We start from the raw sequence: 17,192 nt of genomic DNA, 5'->3' as shown, positions 1-17,192 counted from the left end.
ACCGCTACTTCACGGGCACGCCTGCCGAGCGGCTCGTGAAGTGGCTCGTGAAGTAGCTGGCACAGCCTGTCGATGCACATCACTTCATGAAGAAACGAATTGCGTTGTGATCGCCATCGACATGCAGCGAAGACCTGCAGTCGGCGTAGGCCTCGCCGATGGACGCGGCATGAAGCCTGACACGCCGCAGGTCGTACATGATGCTGAAATTGCACGCCAGAGCGCCCGAGGTCACAAGGACCTCCTCAACGAAGCTATGCTTGCCCAGCACCTTCGGCACCATCTCCAACCTGCCCTGATCGTCGTCATCCACCGACCAACTGGCGTTGTCATCGATAGTGAAGTGCGGCCCTTTCAGGGCGTCGATGAAATAGGCCCCGGTGTGCTGGATGCTGGCGTTTGGATCCGGGTAGTTCACGCTCACGCTGGCCCACGGTTCGATGAACTTTGGGTACTTCGGCACACCGATCGAGGCCTGTGCCGACAAGGCGGTCATCAGGCCGAACGCGGTGAGTGTCCTGCTGTACATGCGGCGTCTCCTCCAATCTTCGACACGCCTGTTGGCGTCCTGGACAGGAGCGTAGGCAGCACGCACAGCGCAAATGAACTATCTGTTTGCCACCTTTTGCGTCATCACAGCCATTTCGCCAATGCCTGCACAAGCCGGTCCAGGGCCCCTTGATTGGCTTGCATCACGGCCTTGCCCGCCAGCCCCATGCGCCGGGCATCCTGTGGCAGCTCGATCAAGCGGCGTATAGCGCCAGCCAGTCCCTCGGCATCATCCACCTGCTGCAAGGCACCGGCCTCACGCAACATGGCGGTGATCTCGAGGAAATTGAACACATGCGGTCCCATGACCACCGGCAAGGCCAGCGCAGCAGGCTCCAGTGGGTTGTGCCCGCCGGTAGCCACCAGGCTTCCGCCGACGAAGGCGATATCAGCCAATGCGTAGAGGAACAGCAATTCGCCCATGGTGTCGCCCAACAGCACCGCAGTCTGGCCGTTCACCGGCGTCCCCAGGGAGCGTCGCACCGTGGCGAACTGATCGCGGCACAAGGCATACACCGCATCGAAGCGCTCCGGATGACGCGGCACCAGAATCAGCAGCGCATCACCATGAACCTGCAACAACTGCCGATGGGCCTCCAGGATCAGCGCATCCTCACCCTCGTGGGTACTGGCGGCGATCCACACGGGGCGCTGCTCGGCGCCCCACTGTTCGCGCAACGCCTTGGCACGTGGTTGCAGTTGCTCGTCGATCTTCAGGTCGAACTTGATCGAGCCGGTCACCTGCACGCACTCGGGGCGCGCGCCCAAGCTGCGGAAACGCTCGGCCTCGACCTCGGTCTGCACGGCGATCAGGCTCATCTCAGCGAGCATCGGACCGGTCAGCCCGGCAAAGCGCGCGTAACCGCGGGCCGAACGCTCGGACAGCCGAGCATTGGCCAAGGCCACCGGGATACCGCGCTTGGTGCATTGGTGAATGTGGTTTGGCCACAGCTCGGTTTCCATGATGATGCCTAGCCGTGGCCGCACATGATCGAGGAAACGCCCGGCGGCCCACGGCAGATCGTATGGCAGGTAGCAATGCTGAATGCGCGGCTCCTCGGCGAACATCGCACGGATCCGCTCCGACCCGGTCGGGGTCATGCAGGTCAGGGTAATGGGCAAGTCCGGGTAGGCCTTGAGCAGAGCGCGAATCATCGGCGCAGCAGCGATGCTCTCGCCTACCGACACCGCATGCACCCAGATGCCTCCCTGGCGCATGGGCGCAAGCTTGCAGGCAAAGCGCTCGGCGATGCGCTGGCCGTAGGCCGGGGCCTTGCGGGCGCGCAGGTACAGGCGCAGCGCGACCAGCGGCAGGCCCAGGTGAAACAGCAAGGTATAGAGGGTTCTGTTCATGGCGACGCAGTGTACAAGGAACCGCAGGAAAAGGCCTGCAAGCGGCGAGCCTCAGCCAATCGCCCGCAGGTGCACGGCGAAGCGCTCGGCCAACCATTGCGCCGCCGGCCCCAACGGCTGGTCGCGGCGCCAAGCCAGCTCGACCACCAGCGCCGGCGGGCGCCACTCGCTGTCCAGTTCGACCATGTGCGTTTGGTAGGTCGGATACTGCACCACATGCCGCGGCAGCCAGGCCCAGCCCAGGCCACGCATCAGCAGTTCAGCCATTGAATAGAAGCTGTCGGCGCGCCACACCTGCGGACTGATCGCCTCGCCACCCGGATAACCGCTTTGCTGGGGCGTGATCAGCAATTGCCGATGACGCGCCAGTTGCTGACGACTGACCCGCTGCTCACGGGCCAGCGGATGCCCCACGGCGCAGACCGTGACCATCTCGACGCTGCCCAGCGCCCGACGCTCCAGCGAGGCGGGAATCTGCTCGTGATGGAAGAACAACCCCAGGTCCGCGCGCCGCTCGACCAGCTTGCGCGCCACATCCCCCTGAGCACCGCTGGCCAGTTGCACCTCGAGGAACGGAAAGCGGGTGGACAACTCGTCCAGGCTGTCGATGACCGGCTGGTAGGGCATGGCTTCGTCATTGGCTACCCGCAGCAGTGCTTCCTGCCCCCGCATCAATGCCAAGGCCCGGCCGTCCAGACGCTCGCACTGGCGTAGCAGCTCGCGGGCATCCTCGAGCAGGGCCGCACCGCTCTCGGTCAAACGTGGCTGGCGCCCGCTGCTGCGCTCGAACAACGTTACGCCCAAGTCCGTCTCCAACAGCGCGATTGCATTGCTGATGGCTGACTGCGCCTTGCGCTGCTCCCGTGCGACAGCAGAAAACGACCGCAACTCGGCCACCCGCAGGAACAGACGCAGCTGATCCAGACTCCACTGCTCAGCCATTGAACCTATCTCCAAGTTAGATAGGTAATGACTTTACCGCATTTCACCTAGGCCTAGAATGCGAGGCCTGGCAACGGAGACTCGCACCATGAACGCATATACCTACCTGACCATCGCCATCTGCGCAGAAGTCATCGCCACCGCTTCCATGAAAGCTGTGAAGGGCTTGAGCACACCGCTGCCCCTGCTGTTGATGGTGTGCGGTTACGCCGTGGCGTTCTGGATGCTGACGCTGGTGGTGCGCAGCATTCCAGTGGGTATCGCCTACGCCATCTGGTCGGGCCTGGGCATCGTGCTGATCAGCGCGGTGGCGCTGGTGATCTATGGGCAGAAGCTGGACTTCCCGGCGATGCTGGGCATGGCCATGATCGTCGGCGGCGTGGTGGTGATCCAGCTGTTCTCCAAGACCGCGGGGCACTGAGCGACAGCGCATTTCATGCACGCCCATGGGCGGCAAGCATCTTGCCCTGTGGTAGTGCCCTCTTCACCGGGCAAACCCGCCCTCACCGGTTCTTCGGCGCTCATAGGTACGCCGCTGTAACGGTGTGAGCGGGTTTACCCGCGAACGCGACAAAACGGTCTGCATCTCTCCCCGGACAAGCATCACGCCACAGCCTGTATACTGGGCAACTGTCCCAGTACTAGAGGTGCCCGCATGCCATCTGCCATTTCCACTGACGTGCTGATCGTCGGCGCCGGGGTCGCAGGCCTCTGGCTCAATGCCCGGCTGCAGCGCCTGGGGTACTCGACCGTGCTGGTCGAGCGCGCCAGCCTCGGCGGCGAGCAGACCATCAAGTCCCAGGGCATCATCCACGGCGGTACCAAGTACGCCCTGCATGGCGCCCTGACCGGCGCATCGGAGGCCATCGCCGACATGCCTCGCCGCTGGCGCGAAGCACTGGCCGGCAACGGCGAGCTCGACCTCGGCAAGACCCGCATTCTCTCCGAAGCCCACTACCTGTGGTCTCCTGGCACCCTGGCCGGCAACCTCACCAGCTTCTTCGCCAGCAAAGCCGTGCGCGGTCGGGTCGATCAGGTCAAGGGCGATCAATTGCCCCCCGCTCTGCAGGATCGTGCCTTCAAGGGCAAGGTCTATCGCCTGGCCGAACTGGTCATCGACGTGCCCAGCCTGCTCGCCAACCTGGCCGAACTGGCCGGCGACAGCCTACTGGCCGGCGAGCGCATCGAACCCTTGAAAGAAGGCGACGAGCTCGTCGGCTTGCGTGTCGATGACCGTGAAATTCGTGCCCAACGCATCGTCCTCAGCGCCGGCGCGGGCACCGAGGCGCTGCTCCAGGCCCTGGGCCTGAGCCAACCCGCCATGCAACGCCGTCCGCTGCATATGGTCATGGCCAAGGGGCCGAATCTCAAACCGCTCTACGCCCACTGCCTGGGCGGCGGCCCCAAGCCTCGGGTGACCGTCACCACCCACCCGGCTGCGGACGGGCAGTGGGTTTGGTACCTGGGGGGGGATTTGGCCGAAGCCGAGGGGGTCGCCCGCGAGCCTGCGGCGCAGATCGCCGCGGCGCAAAAGGAAATCGCCAGCCTGTTGCCATGGGTCGACCAGAGCCCAGTTCGCTGGGCCACCCTGCGTGTCGACCGCGCAGAACCTGCGCAATCAGGCCTGGTACGCCCGGACAACGCCTTCCTGGCTGACCAGCAGCGCCTGCTGGTGGGCTGGCCGACGAAGCTGGCCCTGGCACCGGACTTTGCTGATCGCGTCTTGGCGAGCCTGGATCGGGACGGCATCCGCCCCACCGCCCAACCGGACCTGGCCGACTTGCCCCGCCCCCCGGTTGGCGTGCCTGCCTGGGAGCAACTGCTGCCATGAGCCTGCCGACCCTGCACGACCTCCATCGCCCGCTGGGCAGCACCGGCCTGAAGGTCTCGCCGCTGGGCCTGGGCACCGTCAAGCTCGGCCGGGACCAGGGCGTCAAGTACCCCACCGGTTTCACCATTCCAGGTGATGACGAGGCCCGGCTGTTGCTGGCCCAGGCGCGAGAGCTGGGTATCAATCTCATCGACACCGCCCCTGCCTATGGCCGCAGCGAGGAACGCCTGGGGCCGCTGTTGCGCGGGCAGCGCGACGAGTGGGTGATCGTCAGCAAAGTGGGTGAGGAGTTCGAGGACGGCCAGTCCCGATTCGACTTCAGCGCCGCCCATACTCGCCTGTCGGTGGAGCGCAGCCTGCGTCGTCTGGAGACCGACCGCATCGAGCTGGTGCTGGTGCATTCGGATGGCAACGACCTGGCAATCCTCGAACAGCAAGGCGTCTACCAGACCCTCGCCGAACTCAAGCAGGAAGGCAAGATCCTCGGCTACGGCCTGTCCGGCAAGACCGTAGCCGGCGGACTCAAGGCGCTGGAGCAAGGCGACTGCGCCATGGTCACCTACAACCTCAACGAGCAGGCAGAACGCCCGGTGCTGGACTACGCTGCCGAACACGGCAAGGCCATCCTGGTGAAAAAGGCCTTGGCCAGCGGGCACATCTGCCTCGCGCCCGGGGTCGATCCGGTGCAGGCCAGCTTCGAGCTGCTGTTCTCCCACCCGGGGGTGAGCAGTGCTATCGTCGGTACCATAAACCCGTTGCACCTGGCCCATAACGTGGCCACCGTCGCCCGAATCCTGGGACGGCCTTGAATCGCCCAGACGGGCGCCCAACGCAAGGAGGAGCCTCGTGCCGCGAACGCTGATCCGCAAGAACCCGAGCAACTTCAAAACTTTACCGCTGCATGTCGAAGCCACGCCCGACGGCCTGACCTACAAGCCCATCGGCATGCCGTTGAACTTCTCCCAGGTGCAGCAGCGACGCAAAGCCATTCAGCTGGGCAACCCGGAGCGTTTCGTGGTCGAACTGGCCAACCTCGGGGTATCGGTGCGTCTGACCTTGCATTGGCAGCATCGCGATTACTGGGTGCTGGTGCGCCAGCGCCGCCAGGATCGCGGCGATGTCGTGCTCAAGCTTATTTCCGGTTATGTCCCGGCCCAGGAACTGAACCTGCCGCTGCACACCGCCATCCAGGAGGTGGCCGAGGAGTGCCTGATGGAGACGCCCGAAGGCTGGCTCGGTGGGCGTTTCAACGATACCTGGCTGCCAGCCCCCTACGCCGACGCCCTGCACTACCGCGAGGCATTACCGTTTGTTCTGTCCCCCGAGTCCGGTGCAGCCCGTCCGGTTCACTGCGACAACCTCATGCTGCTGGAACGCCCACGCGCCTATGTGCACCTGCCAACGGCATCCCTGCAGTTGATCTATGACCTTCGCCTGCAGGTCCCCCGGGAGGCCAAGTCGCTCAGTTTGTTCCATGTCGACGAACGGCTGGAAGGCGACCAACTGGTCGCACGCCTGAACCGCAAGCGCCCTGACTTGTATCTGATGCCACTGATCGATGGCCAGCCCACGGCCGAGCTCTATACCTTGAAGAAAGACCAACTGGTGCCTGCAAGCACCCGCGGCCTGTACCTGGCCGAAAGCTTTGCCCGACAGGAAGGCTGGGTGGTGAAAGATGAGCGGATTCGTTGGAAAGAGTGGATCAAGCAACAAGGCCTTGAGCAGGTGCCGACCTCGCACCTGCAGCGATTCAGCGATAAGGCGCGGGCGCTGTTGCAGCGCGCACTGCACAAGTAACGACAGCAGGCCTTACAGGCCAATCGCGTGACAAGCTCCCCACAAGCATTGCGCTATGGGGGAATTGTCACGCGATACCTACGTTGCAGATCAGTGCTTGCGGATCTTCTCGACGATGGCGGTGGTCGAGCTGTTCTCCACCAGTCCCAGTACCTTCACGGTGCCACCGTAGGCCTTGACGATATCGGCGCCGACCACCTGGTCGATGCCATAGTCGCCGCCCTTGACCAGCACGTCCGGTTTGACCTGGCTGAGCAGGTTTTCCGGCGTGCCTTCAGGGAAACTGATGACCCAATCCACAGCCCCCAGGCCAGCCAGTACGGCCATGCGACGGTCGACACTGTTGATTGGACGACCCGGCCCTTTGAGACGGCTGACCGAAGCATCGTCATTGACCGCCACGATCAGGCGGTCACCTTGAGCGCGAGCCTGTTCCAGATAGGTCACATGCCCAGCGTGGAGAATGTCGAAACACCCGTTGGTGAAGACGATCTTTTCGTTGTGTGCCCGGGCATCATCGATGGCCAGCAGCAACTGGTCGAGGGTGAGCACGCCGCGCTCGGAGCCCTCTTCACGCTGGATCGCCCGGCGCAGCTCCGGCGCGCTGATGGCAGCGGTACCCAGTTTGCCGACCACGATACCTGCAGCCAGGTTGGCCAGCGCGACAGCGTGGGGAAGATCCTCGCCGGCGGCAATGGCTGCGGCCAGGGTCGAGATCACGGTATCGCCGGCACCGGTGACATCGAACACTTCACGGGCCCGGGCGGGCAGGTGCAGCGCCGGGTGCCCGGTGCGCAGCAGGGTCATGCCATGCTCGCCACGGGTCACGAGCAGCGCGCCCAGTTCCAGATCCTGGAGCAATTGCAGACCCTTGGCGACCAGTTCGGCCTCGTCGGCGCAACGACCTACGATCGTCTCGAACTCGCTGAGGTTCGGGGTGATCAGACTGGCGCCACGGTAGATGGAGAAGTCCTTGCCCTTGGGGTCGGCCAACACTGGAATGCCCTTGGCCCGCGCCGCCTGGATCAAGCTCTGATGGTTCTTCAGCGCCCCCTTGCCGTAGTCGGACAGGACCAGCACCTTGATGCCTTCGAGCAGCTCATCGACCTCCTCGCCCAACGACAACGGGTCGGTGGCGAACGGTTCTTCGAAATCGATGCGCAACAGCTGTTGGTGACGGCTCATGACCCGCAGCTTGACGATGGTCGGCTGATGAGCGATGCGCTGGAAGACCGAGCGCACACCTGCAGCCTGCAGGCTGTTGGCGAGGCTGTCGGCAGCCTCGTCCTGACCGGTCACGCCGACCAGCGAGGCAGGCGCGCCAAGGGCAGCGATGTTCAGTGCGACGTTGGCCGCGCCGCCGGGGCGATCCTCGATCTGCTCGACCTTGACCACCGGCACCGGTGCTTCGGGAGAGATCCGCGAGGTACCGCCATGCCAGTAGCGGTCGAGCATGACATCACCGACCACCAGGACCGGGGCTTGATCGAAACGCGGCATGGACAACTTCATGGGCAACCCATATGAAAAATAATGAACAGGGGCAGGATATTAGCACAGGGTCGGCGACGGCTTTATGGCCAGCTGCGATCTGTGCGTTACCAATGATGATCGGGGCCGAGAGGGCCCCGATTCAGGGGGGTCAGGTGATATCGGCCTTTTCCGGCTCATCCAGCCCCATGGCGTGCAAGCGGGCATAATGGCCATTGGCCTGGAGCAGCTCGGCGTGGGTGCCACGCTCCACCAGGCGGCCTTGGTCCATGACCAGAATCAGGTCGGCCTTCTCGATGGTCGACAGGCGGTGGGCGATCACTAGGGTGGTGCGGCCTTCCATCACGTGGTCCAACGCCGCCTGGATGTGCCGCTCGGATTCGGTATCCAGTGCCGAGGTCGCCTCGTCGAGGATCAGCAGCGGTGCGTTCTTGAGCAGTGCGCGGGCAATCGCCAAGCGCTGGCGCTGGCCACCGGAAAGCAGCACGCCGTTCTCGCCGACTTCGGTGTCGAAACCCTTGGGTAGCTGGTCGACGAAATCCTTGGCGTAGGCATCGGCAGCCGCCGCCTCGATCGCCTCACGCGGCGCACCGGCCAGGTCGCCATAGGCGATGTTGTTGGCCACGGTATCGTTGAACAGAGTGACGTGCTGCGTCACCTGGGACACATGTCGACGCAGATTGCGCAGTCGGTATTGTTCGATCTCCACGCCATCGAGCAGGATCTGCCCCTGATCATGGTGATAGAAGCGTGGAATCAGCGCCGCCAGCGTGGACTTGCCGCTGCCGGAACGCCCAACCAGTGCGATCATCTGCCCAGGCTCGGCGGTAAAGCTGATGTCGCTCAGTACCTGGCGCTCGGTGCCTGGGTAGGTGAAGCTGAGGTTGCGCACCTCCAGGCGGCCTTCCACCTTGTCCTTTTCCACGGTACCGGTGTCCACCTCGGGCTTCTCGTCCAACTGCTCGAAGATGCTCTCGGCGCCGGCCAGGCCCTTCTGGATGGTCGAGCTGACTTCCGAAAGCTGGCGGATCGGCTTGGGCAGCAGGCCCGCGGCGGTGATGTAAGCCACCAGGTCGCCCGCCGAAGCATCGCCACGCAGGAACAGTACCAGGAACATCAGCGCGGCCATGGCGCTGTAGATCACCAGCTGCAGCATCGGCGTGTACAGCGCGCCGGTCTTGGTCATGCGCAGTTGTTTGTCCGTATTGCTCTGGCTGGCGTTGCTGAAGCGACGCTGCTCGTACGCCTCGCCGCCGAAGCTGCGGACCACGCGATAGCCCTGGATGGTCTCGGAGGCTACATGGGTGACGTCCCCCATGGCCACCTGGATCTTCTTGCTCTGCTTGCGAAACTTCTTGCTCGCGGTGCTGACCATCAGGGCGATGACCGGCAGGATGGCAACCATCACCAAGGTCAGCTTCCAGTTCATCCACAGCAGGTAGGCGAACAGGAACACCACGGTCAGGCCTTCGCGAATCACCACTTTGATCGCATCGGTGGCGGCGCCGGTGACCATGGTCACGTTGAAGGTGATGCGGGAAATCAGGTGACCGGAGTTGTGGCTGTCGAAATAGCGGTTCGGCAGCACCAACAGCTTGTTGAACAACTCCACCCGCAGGTCATGCACCAACCCCAGGGAGACCTTGGCCAAGTAGTAGTTGCCCAGGAACGAGCCCAGGCCCTGCCAGGCTGCGATCAGGATGATCAGCAACGGCACGGCCTGCAGCAACTGCATGTCTTTGAGGTAGGGCACGTCCGGGAACAGGACCGCCTGTGGATCGCTCAATCCATCGACGAAATACTTGAGAATCCCCGCCAGCATCGGCTGGGTGGAGGCGAAGATCACGAAGCCCACGATACTCAGCAGGAAAATGCCGATATAGGGTTTGACGTAGCTCAGCAGCCGGAAGTAGATCTTCAGGCTGGAGGTTTGCTCCGCCGGTAGCGGTGTTTCGGCCATCATCGAGCTCGCTGTTCAGGTTGAACCGGAAATTTTAACACAGGGTTTGTCTAGGGTACCCGTCGGGGCAGCACCAGACCCACATGACCAGCCTCTTCGCAGGCCGGCGCAATGCTTCTTGGCTTCGATCCCTGAAACAATCCAACGCCACCATCATGGTACTGGCGCGTTATTTTCGGCATTATTGCCGGTCATTTTGCTTGCCAGACGACAAGGCCCTACCCATGCAATGCTCCCGGCTCTCCCAGGTCGACTTCGATCAGCTGACACTCGGTGCCAAGGTTCTAGAGGCAGATAGCTACGGCGCCAAAGTCTACCTGCTAGGGAATGGCAATATCCTTAAAATCTTTCGTCGCAAGCGTTTGATTTCATCTGCATTGTTGCGCCCCTACTCGCAACGCTTCGTCGAGAATGCGGCACGCCTGACACAACTGGGGATCCCGACCCTGCAGGTGATCAGCCACCACAAGCTCGAACTGCCAGGACGCACCGCCGTGCTGTACCGCCCACTGCCGGGCGAAACACTGCTGCAGCTGTCGCGCAAACCTGGGTTCAGTTGGGACGCCCTTATGCCTCAACTGATCGAGTTGATCCGTCACTTGCACCGTTCGGGCATTTATTTCCGCTCGTTGCACCTGGGTAACGTGGTGATGACACCCGACCAGCGCCTTGGGCTGATCGATGTGGCGGACATGCGCTTCCTGCGTGCACCGCTTTCGGCGCGAATGGTTCGGCGCAACGTCCAGCACATGGCGCGGTACATCGAGCGAGAAAAACTCGCCAATCAGTTCCCCGTCGCCGATTTCGAGGCTGCCCTGCTGGCCCATTGAGGCCTTCTAATCGATAGCGGCTGTCAGGCCCTGGGGCCGCTTCGCCAGCACCTACCAAGACTGCGCTGGGCCGCACACCGGCCCCGGCAGCTGGAAGCCGCCGCCGAGCCCCAGGTAAAAGAAGCCGGTCAGAATCCCAGTGCCAGGCGCAGACGCTGCCAACGGGTCAGCGGCGGATGCGGACGCAGCGCAGGTACCAGATGCTCGACGATGCTGCGTCCTACCTGGGCGAAGCTAAAGCGTGACACCGCAAGCTCACGACCATTACGCGCGATGCGCTCGGCAAGTTCGGGGTCGTTGCGCAGTACCGCCAATTTCTCCCGCAAGGTCGGAATGCTGTCGTACAGCACCACGTTGTGCATGTCCTCAAGACCCAGTGCACGGTTCTCCGCCTCGCCCTGGTCATAGGCCAGCAGCACGCAGCCACAGGCCATGGCCTCGAAGTTCTTGATCATGTATTCGCCCATGCCCACATCGGCGCTGACGAAGAAGCGAATACGGTTGAGCGTATTGCAGTAGTCCTCGCCGGACTTGGTGCGGGTGACCACCAGGTTCTCCACCTGACCAAGCTCATCGAGTAACGCCTTGCGACCACTGTAGGCGACGCTTCCAGTGCTGCCGACGAAGGCCAGCTCGATATCGCGCTCGCGCCCCTGGTCTGTGAGCAATTGCTCGTCGTAACCCTTGGGCACGAACACTGCGTCGAAACCTTCCTGGCGCAGGCGCTCGCTGACCATATAGCCGGAGCTGATCACCCGAGCCCACGGCAACTGGCGATAATGCGCACTGAACTTGCCGGTGTACTTGCACGGTATGTAGTTCTGGTAGGCGTCGTGCTCGAGAATCACCAGGTTGGGCACGCTGCGGATGAACGGGACCTGGCGGATCTCCTGCTTGAAGCGTAGGAAGAACACGATCCGGTCATAGCGCGTGACATCCACCTCGCGCTTGAAGTAGCGGCGCAGGTTGCGCTGGTCCTCGCTGCTCAGCCAGCGCAGGTCGCAATCGCAATTGGCGGCCACCCCATCGTACAGGCGGTCGAGGATCGCCCGTTGCTCCTTCTGCACCAGAAATAGGACTTTCATTGCTTTGCTTGGGCCTCTGCGCCTTCAATCATTCGTCGCGCTCAAACGTGCGACGCCAGAACAGCTCGTGGCGGCGTACCGCCTTGCGGAAGAATTCGTTCTCGCCATAAGGCGATGGCTTGCGTCCGGCCAGCCAGCGTTGCAGGGCACGCCGCAAGCGACGCTTGAACGGCGCGCTGGGCTGCAGGTCATGCATCATGCCCAAGGCCATGGCCTTGTCGCGCTGGATGGCAAGACTCAATACCTGGCTGCAGGGTGCCCAGACCTGGTCGGCACTCAACTGCGGGGGCAAGGCAACGCCGTCGCCGCTGTCACCCATCGGCCAGCGGTCATTGTCGTGCAGGTGGTTGGCGTAGCACAGCAGCGTCTCGGGCTGCCAGTCCAGGCCCTGCAACGCTTCGAGCACCGCCGCTTGGGCACAGATGTGATCCGGATGTGGATCGAGCTGTGGATGTGGCATCACCAGCACCTGGGGCCGCGCCCGCTCCAGGACGGCGCGCAGATCGGCCAGTAGGTTGTTCCAGGTCGGTGCACCATCAGCATCGCCTGGCAAGTCGAAGGGGTTGAATCGGCGGAAGGGGCGGATGTCGGCCATGTCCGCCTCACGCGAGCCCACCGGCATGTCCGGCGCCGCTTGCATCGCCGGCAATTGCAGACAGAAATAGCCCAACTGCACACAGCGCGACTCAGGCACGCCCGCCCAGCGCGGCACCGCGATGCTGTCCCAGGCGCGCAGACGGCCCTTCAGGCGCGCCGCCTCAGCCTTGGGCAGGCCCATCTGCTGATAGTGCTCGGCCTCGATCTCACCTGCGGTCAGGGTGACCACCCAGGCTTCTTCGGCCTGGCTATACAGGCCATAGGCAGCAAGCTCAGCGTCATCTGCATGGGGTGCGATGACCATCACACGGCGCTTGTGCAATTCGACCGAGGGGGTTATCCACAGGCGAGGCTCGCCGACCAGCCGACAGTGGCGACCGCGCAAACGCAAGACACCCGCCATCAGGGGCGCGGCGAAACCGGTCAGGTTCAGGAAGCGGACACCATCGACGCCGCGTTCGAAAGTCTGGCAGTCCTGCTCGGACTCACCATCAAGCAGCACCTGCGGGTCGAGAAAACGCCCCAACCAGTTGGCTTTGACCCGTACTTCGAGGATCAGCGTCTCATCGCCTGCCAGTGGCACATCGACCTGGAGCCGGTCACCCTGAAGCCGCGCAGCGGCCTGGCGGGTCAATTCGCCGAAGCGGTAGGCATAGTCTTCGGAGGGCGAATAGAACAGATGATCAGCGAACCAGGCCTCGTGGGCAATCCACACCAGCGGCAATAGCACCAGTGGCAGCCACCACCAAGTCAATACCCCCAGGGCGGCCAGCACCATGAGCCCGGCCAGCAGCCCCAGGCGCTTGTTGCGCCGATGGCGTTTGAGCAACTGCTGCTTGCGGCTCACGACTGGAACACCGGCACAGGGTTGCACCAGCGGTCCTTGTACTCGCGGTCGGCGCGACCGAAGGAGAATCGCAGCGGTTTGTTGCGCGCCCTGGCGTCCTCCCAGGCAGCCTGGGTATTGAGGAAGCTCAGGACGCTGCCCGGGCTGAAGGCCTTGGTCTCTGGGTCGACACCGCCGTTGATGTATTCGACGCTGATCCATTCCGGCGCCTCGACCCGGTACACCAGCTGGATCGCGATCGGCGCCCCATCGAGCAGCAACACCGAGCCGATCAACAGGTCACGCAGGCGCTCCAGCACCTCAGCCATACGCGCCGCGCCCGTGGCCGGGAACCCCCAGCGGCGCATGAACAGGTCGCAGTAGATGGCGGCAATTTCGGTCGCGCTGAAGTCGCTGATCGGCCGCACCACACCGCCCGCCTCTTCCAGCAGGCGCAGCTCGCGGCGCTGGTTGTAACGGAACTTCTTCGACAAGTCTTCATGGGCACGGGCCATGGCCAGCTGCTCGGCTTGCGCCTTGAGCCCAGTGAATCGACCTTGGTTCAACTCGGAAAGATAACGCGCTGCATGGCGCAGTGGCGCACCGGCATCGGGAGCTGCGGGCAGGATGATTTCCGCATTGCCCAGGTCGAACAGGCCCTTCTTACCGTGGCGCTTGAGCACGTCCTTGGACAGCGCCAGGTGACGCCCCCAAGTTGGAATAGCAGCCTTGAGCTCGCCAGCGTGGTGCCAACCCAGGTAACGCACAGGGATCTGCGCCAGGTCCGCCAATTGCTCGACCACCTGCGGATGGGTGGCGACACTGCCGCCGAAACGATGCCAGGCATCGGCGTAGGCCTGACCGTCGATGACGGACCAGCCGCGCTCGCGCAGGGCCCGGATATGATTGAGCATCACGCCTCCGCCACCAATGCCCGCACCTGCGGCAAGGCCCAGAAGGCCTCGCGTACGGCCTGGTCGGAAAATCGCTCATGCAGGCGTTGTAGCATGTGCTCGGCGCACGCCTGGCGCTGCGCCGCATCCAGCCCGGCCATATGCTTCAGGCCTTGGGCCAGCTGAGCGGCATCCCCAAGCGGGAACAGCACGCCCACGCCTTCAACCACCTCGAGGGCCCCACCACACGCCGTGGCGAGCAGCGGTACGCCGGCGACCATCGCCTCCAGCAGAACCATGCCGAACGGCTCATGGTCGGAGCTCAGGGCGAACACGTCGAACGCCTGGAAATAGCGCCGCGCATTGGGCACCTGGCCCAGAAAATCCACCTGACCGGCAATACCCAGCTGCGCCGCCTGCGCTTTGAGCGCAGCTTCCAGGCGGCCCTCTCCCAGGATCGCCAGACGGGCGCCAGCTGGCAGATCGGGTAGCGCCTCGGCAAAGCCGCGAAGCAAAGTGGCCTGGTCCTTGTCGGGATGCAGGCGACCGACGTTGCCGACGACCCAGGCCTGCGGATCGAGCCCCAGCGCCCGGCGCGCCTCCTCACGAGGCACCAGGCCGGCCTGCAGCCCCTGGACATCGATGCGGTTGTACAGTGTCTGGATTCGCTCGACCGGCCACTGCGCCAGGCAATGGCGCATGTCGTCACGCACCGCATCGGAAACGCCGAGCAGGCTCAGACGCTTTTTGAACAGGTTGGCGAACAGGCGCCGACCGCCGCGCTGGTAGTCACCGAACGCATGGTGCACGCCGATCACCGGCAAGCGGGTACCCAGCAGAGCCACATAGATCGGCTTGAAGCGGTGGGCGATGCAGAAGCTGAAGTCGCGGGCCGCGGCGATCTTGCGCAACGCGGCGATCGCGCCCAGCTTCAGGCCACGTACGGCCTTGGAGCTGAACTCCAGAAACAGCACTTCGTCCGACGCGCAGCCTGCGGCTACCTGGGGGTCGGCCTTTCCGGTGAGAAAGACCGTGGTGACCTTGTAGCCGCTGCCCTGGAACAGACTGGCATATTGACGGGCGCAATCGAGGAATGGCCCGTCATAGCCGTGGCAGAACTGCAGGACGCGCCGTTCAGAGCGGTTGGTCATAAGGCGCCGCGCCGTCCTTGACTACCAGGATGTCCTCCATGATCAGGTACTGCAGGTCCGAGCCGAAGAACATGTTCAGGGCATCGGTCGGCGAGCAGATCATGGGTTCGCCACGGCGGTTGAGCGACGTGTTCAGCGACACGCCGTTGCCGGTCAGGTCCTCGAGGGCCTTCATCATGTCGTAGTAACGCGGGTTGTATTCACGCTTGAGCACCTGGGCGCGAGAGGTGCCGTCCTCGTGGACCACCTCTGGTACACGGGTTTTCCATTCCTCGGCGACCTCGAAGGTGAAGGTCATGAACGGCGCGGGGTGATCGACCTTGATCATCTGCGGCCCTACAGTGTCGAGCATCGACGGGCAGAAGGGTCTCCAGCGTTCGCGGAACTTGATCTGCTCGTTGATCCGGTCGGCCACGCCCGGCACGCTCGGGCAACCGATGATCGAACGACCACCCAGCGCACGCGGGCCGAACTCCATGCGGCCCTGGAACCAGGCCACTGGGTTGCCATCGACCATGATCTTGGCGATGCGCTGCGGCATGTCGTCGATCTTGCGCCATTTCGGTGCATTTGGATGACGGGCACAGGCGGCGATCACGTCTTCGTTGGAGTACGAAGGGCCGAGGTAGACGTGCTCCATCTTCTCGACCGGCACGCCGCGGGCGTGGGAAACATACGCTGCGGCACCGACGGCGGTACCGGCATCGCCCGAGGCAGGCTGCACGAACAGTTCCTTGACGTCTGGGCGGGCGATGATTTTCTGGTTGAGCTTGACGTTCAGCGCGCAGCCGCCGGCGAAGGCGAGTTTGCCACCCTGCTTGAGGATGTCGCCCAGGTAGTAGTCGATCATTTGCAGCGCGAGCTTCTCGAACAGCGCCTGCATGCTCGCGGCGTAGTGGATATATGGCTCGTCGGCGATGTCGCCTTCGCGCTTGGGCCCCAGCCACTCGATCAGCTTGGGCGAGAAGTAGAAACCTTTGCCCTTCTCTTTATAGCGGCGCAGGCCAATGACGTTGGCGTACTCGGTGTTGATCACCAGCTCGCCGTTCTCGAAGCTGGCCAGACGGGAGAAGTCATACTTGCTGGCGTCGCCATAGGGCGCCATGCCCATGACCTTGAATTCGCCATCGAGCATCTCGAAACCGAGGAACTCGGTGATCGCGCCATACAGGCCACCCAGGGAGTCCGGATCGTAGAACTCCTTGATCTTGTGGATCTTGCCGTTCTCGCCGTAGCCGAAGAAGGTGGTGGCGTACTCGCCCTTGCCGTCGATACCCAGGATCGCGGTCTTTTCCTTGAAGCCCGAGCAGTGGTAGGCGCTGGAGGCGTGGGCCAGGTGGTGTTCGACCGGTTCGATCTTGATCTTCTTCGGGTCGAAGCCCAGTTGCTCCAGGCACCAGACGATCTTCTTGCGGTAACGCTTGTAGCGACGGTTGCCCATCAGGATCGCGTCGAGGGCGCGGTCCGGGGCGTACCAGTAGCGCTTGGCATAGTGCCAGCGCGCCTTGCCGAACAGACTGATGGGGGCGAACGGAATGGCCACTACGTCGACGTCGGACGGCTTGATGCCGGCCTGCTCCAGGCAGAACTTCGCCGACTCGTAGGGCATGCGGTTCTTCGCATGCTTGTCACGCACGAAGCGCTCTTCTTCGGCGGCGGCAACCAGTTTGCCGTCGATGTACAGGGCCGCGGAAGGGTCATGGCTAAGGGCGCCGGACAGGCCAAGAATCGTCAATGCCAAGGGTCTAGCCTCTTCTTTCGGTAGGGATGCGCCATCGGCCTTGCAGGCGGATGGCGGCTAAAGGGCGGAATTATAACGCAAACAGCAGGGGGTGCGATTGCTGGAAGGGGCTACAGGAAGCAGCGCTGTACCACGAGCGAGTTCGC

General features: G+C 63.4%; 15 protein-coding genes. 5 read left to right on the top strand and 10 right to left on the bottom strand.

What is annotated here, in order from left to right:
* Positions 1-79 precede the first annotated feature (79 nt).
* From DQ397_RS18790 to DQ397_RS18780, 3 genes are all read right to left on the bottom strand, one after another.
* The gene (locus tag DQ397_RS18790; RefSeq protein WP_043207329.1) at positions 80-529 is read right to left on the bottom strand and encodes a hypothetical protein; all 450 of its coding nucleotides are present in this window, start codon (positions 527-529) and stop codon (positions 80-82) included.
* Between the two features lie 104 nt (positions 530-633).
* Positions 634-1,902: a lipid IV(A) 3-deoxy-D-manno-octulosonic acid transferase gene (waaA, locus tag DQ397_RS18785; protein WP_043207327.1), complete on the bottom strand. Its 1,269-nt coding sequence runs from the start codon at positions 1,900-1,902 to the stop codon at positions 634-636.
* A gap of 51 nt (positions 1,903-1,953) precedes the next feature.
* Positions 1,954-2,844, bottom strand: a complete 891-nt coding sequence (locus tag DQ397_RS18780; RefSeq protein WP_043207326.1) for a LysR family transcriptional regulator — start codon at positions 2,842-2,844, stop codon at positions 1,954-1,956.
* Positions 2,845-2,932: 88 nt separating this feature from the next.
* Between DQ397_RS18780 and DQ397_RS18775 the strand changes: the two genes are divergently transcribed.
* The 4 genes from DQ397_RS18775 to DQ397_RS18760 all read left to right on the top strand — a co-directional run bounded on the left by DQ397_RS18775 (position 2,933) and on the right by DQ397_RS18760 (position 6,472).
* Entirely contained in the window at positions 2,933-3,265 is a 333-nt protein-coding gene (locus DQ397_RS18775; RefSeq protein WP_043207325.1) for a multidrug efflux SMR transporter, read from the top strand.
* Between the two features lie 234 nt (positions 3,266-3,499).
* A complete protein-coding gene (locus tag DQ397_RS18770; protein WP_102081291.1) occupies positions 3,500-4,675 on the top strand; it encodes an FAD-binding oxidoreductase in 1,176 nt (391 codons plus the stop codon).
* Positions 4,672-5,484, top strand: a complete 813-nt coding sequence (locus DQ397_RS18765; RefSeq protein ID WP_043207324.1) for an aldo/keto reductase — start codon at positions 4,672-4,674, stop codon at positions 5,482-5,484. Before DQ397_RS18770 ends, DQ397_RS18765 begins: the two co-directional genes overlap by 4 nt.
* Positions 5,485-5,521: 37 nt before the next feature.
* A complete protein-coding gene (locus tag DQ397_RS18760) occupies positions 5,522-6,472 on the top strand; it encodes a hypothetical protein (protein WP_043207323.1) in 951 nt (316 codons plus the stop codon).
* Positions 6,473-6,562: 90 nt separating this feature from the next.
* Here DQ397_RS18760 and hldE read toward each other — a convergent pair whose 3' ends face one another.
* The gene (gene hldE, locus DQ397_RS18755; RefSeq protein WP_043207322.1) at positions 6,563-7,984 is read right to left on the bottom strand and encodes a bifunctional D-glycero-beta-D-manno-heptose-7-phosphate kinase/D-glycero-beta-D-manno-heptose 1-phosphate adenylyltransferase HldE; all 1,422 of its coding nucleotides are present in this window, start codon (positions 7,982-7,984) and stop codon (positions 6,563-6,565) included.
* Between the two features lie 130 nt (positions 7,985-8,114).
* Positions 8,115-9,923 carry a lipid A export permease/ATP-binding protein MsbA gene (gene msbA / locus DQ397_RS18750; RefSeq protein WP_043207321.1) on the bottom strand — a complete coding sequence of 603 codons (1,809 nt, stop codon included), beginning with the start codon at positions 9,921-9,923 and terminating at the stop codon, positions 8,115-8,117.
* Positions 9,924-10,147: 224 nt separating this feature from the next.
* Here msbA and DQ397_RS18745 point away from each other — a divergent pair, with 224 nt between their 5' ends.
* On the top strand, positions 10,148-10,753 hold the full coding sequence (locus DQ397_RS18745) for a toluene tolerance protein (RefSeq protein WP_043207317.1): 606 nt from the start codon (positions 10,148-10,150) through the stop codon (positions 10,751-10,753).
* A 128-nt stretch (positions 10,754-10,881) separates the two neighbouring features.
* On the opposite strand, the gene DQ397_RS18740 is transcribed toward DQ397_RS18745, so the two are convergent.
* The 5 genes from DQ397_RS18740 to DQ397_RS18720 are packed head-to-tail and all read right to left on the bottom strand — an operon-like array spanning position 10,882 to position 17,046.
* Positions 10,882-11,838 carry a glycosyltransferase gene (locus DQ397_RS18740; protein ID WP_043207315.1) on the bottom strand — a complete coding sequence of 319 codons (957 nt, stop codon included), beginning with the start codon at positions 11,836-11,838 and terminating at the stop codon, positions 10,882-10,884.
* A gap of 28 nt (positions 11,839-11,866) precedes the next feature.
* Entirely contained in the window at positions 11,867-13,282 is a 1,416-nt protein-coding gene (locus DQ397_RS18735) for a PIG-L deacetylase family protein (RefSeq protein ID WP_043207313.1), read from the bottom strand.
* Complete coding sequence (locus DQ397_RS18730; protein WP_043207311.1) at positions 13,279-14,175, bottom strand: antimicrobial resistance protein Mig-14; 897 nt, start codon at positions 14,173-14,175, stop codon at positions 13,279-13,281. Before DQ397_RS18730 ends, DQ397_RS18735 begins: the two co-directional genes overlap by 4 nt.
* Positions 14,175-15,305, bottom strand: a complete 1,131-nt coding sequence (locus tag DQ397_RS18725; RefSeq protein WP_043207309.1) for a glycosyltransferase — start codon at positions 15,303-15,305, stop codon at positions 14,175-14,177. The genes DQ397_RS18730 and DQ397_RS18725 overlap by 1 nt, the downstream gene beginning before the upstream one ends.
* Positions 15,289-17,046, bottom strand: coding sequence for a carbamoyltransferase (locus tag DQ397_RS18720; protein WP_043207308.1), 1,758 nt, complete (start codon positions 17,044-17,046; stop codon positions 15,289-15,291). The genes DQ397_RS18725 and DQ397_RS18720 overlap by 17 nt, the downstream gene beginning before the upstream one ends.
* Positions 17,047-17,192 lie beyond the last annotated feature (146 nt).

Origin of the sequence: Pseudomonas sp. CK-NBRI-02 (assembly GCF_008124495.1) — a bacterium.
GTDB lineage: Bacteria > Pseudomonadota > Gammaproteobacteria > Pseudomonadales > Pseudomonadaceae > Aquipseudomonas > Aquipseudomonas guariconensis.
Note: the sequence above shows the minus strand (reverse complement) of the source record. Positions and strands in the feature narration are given on the sequence as shown.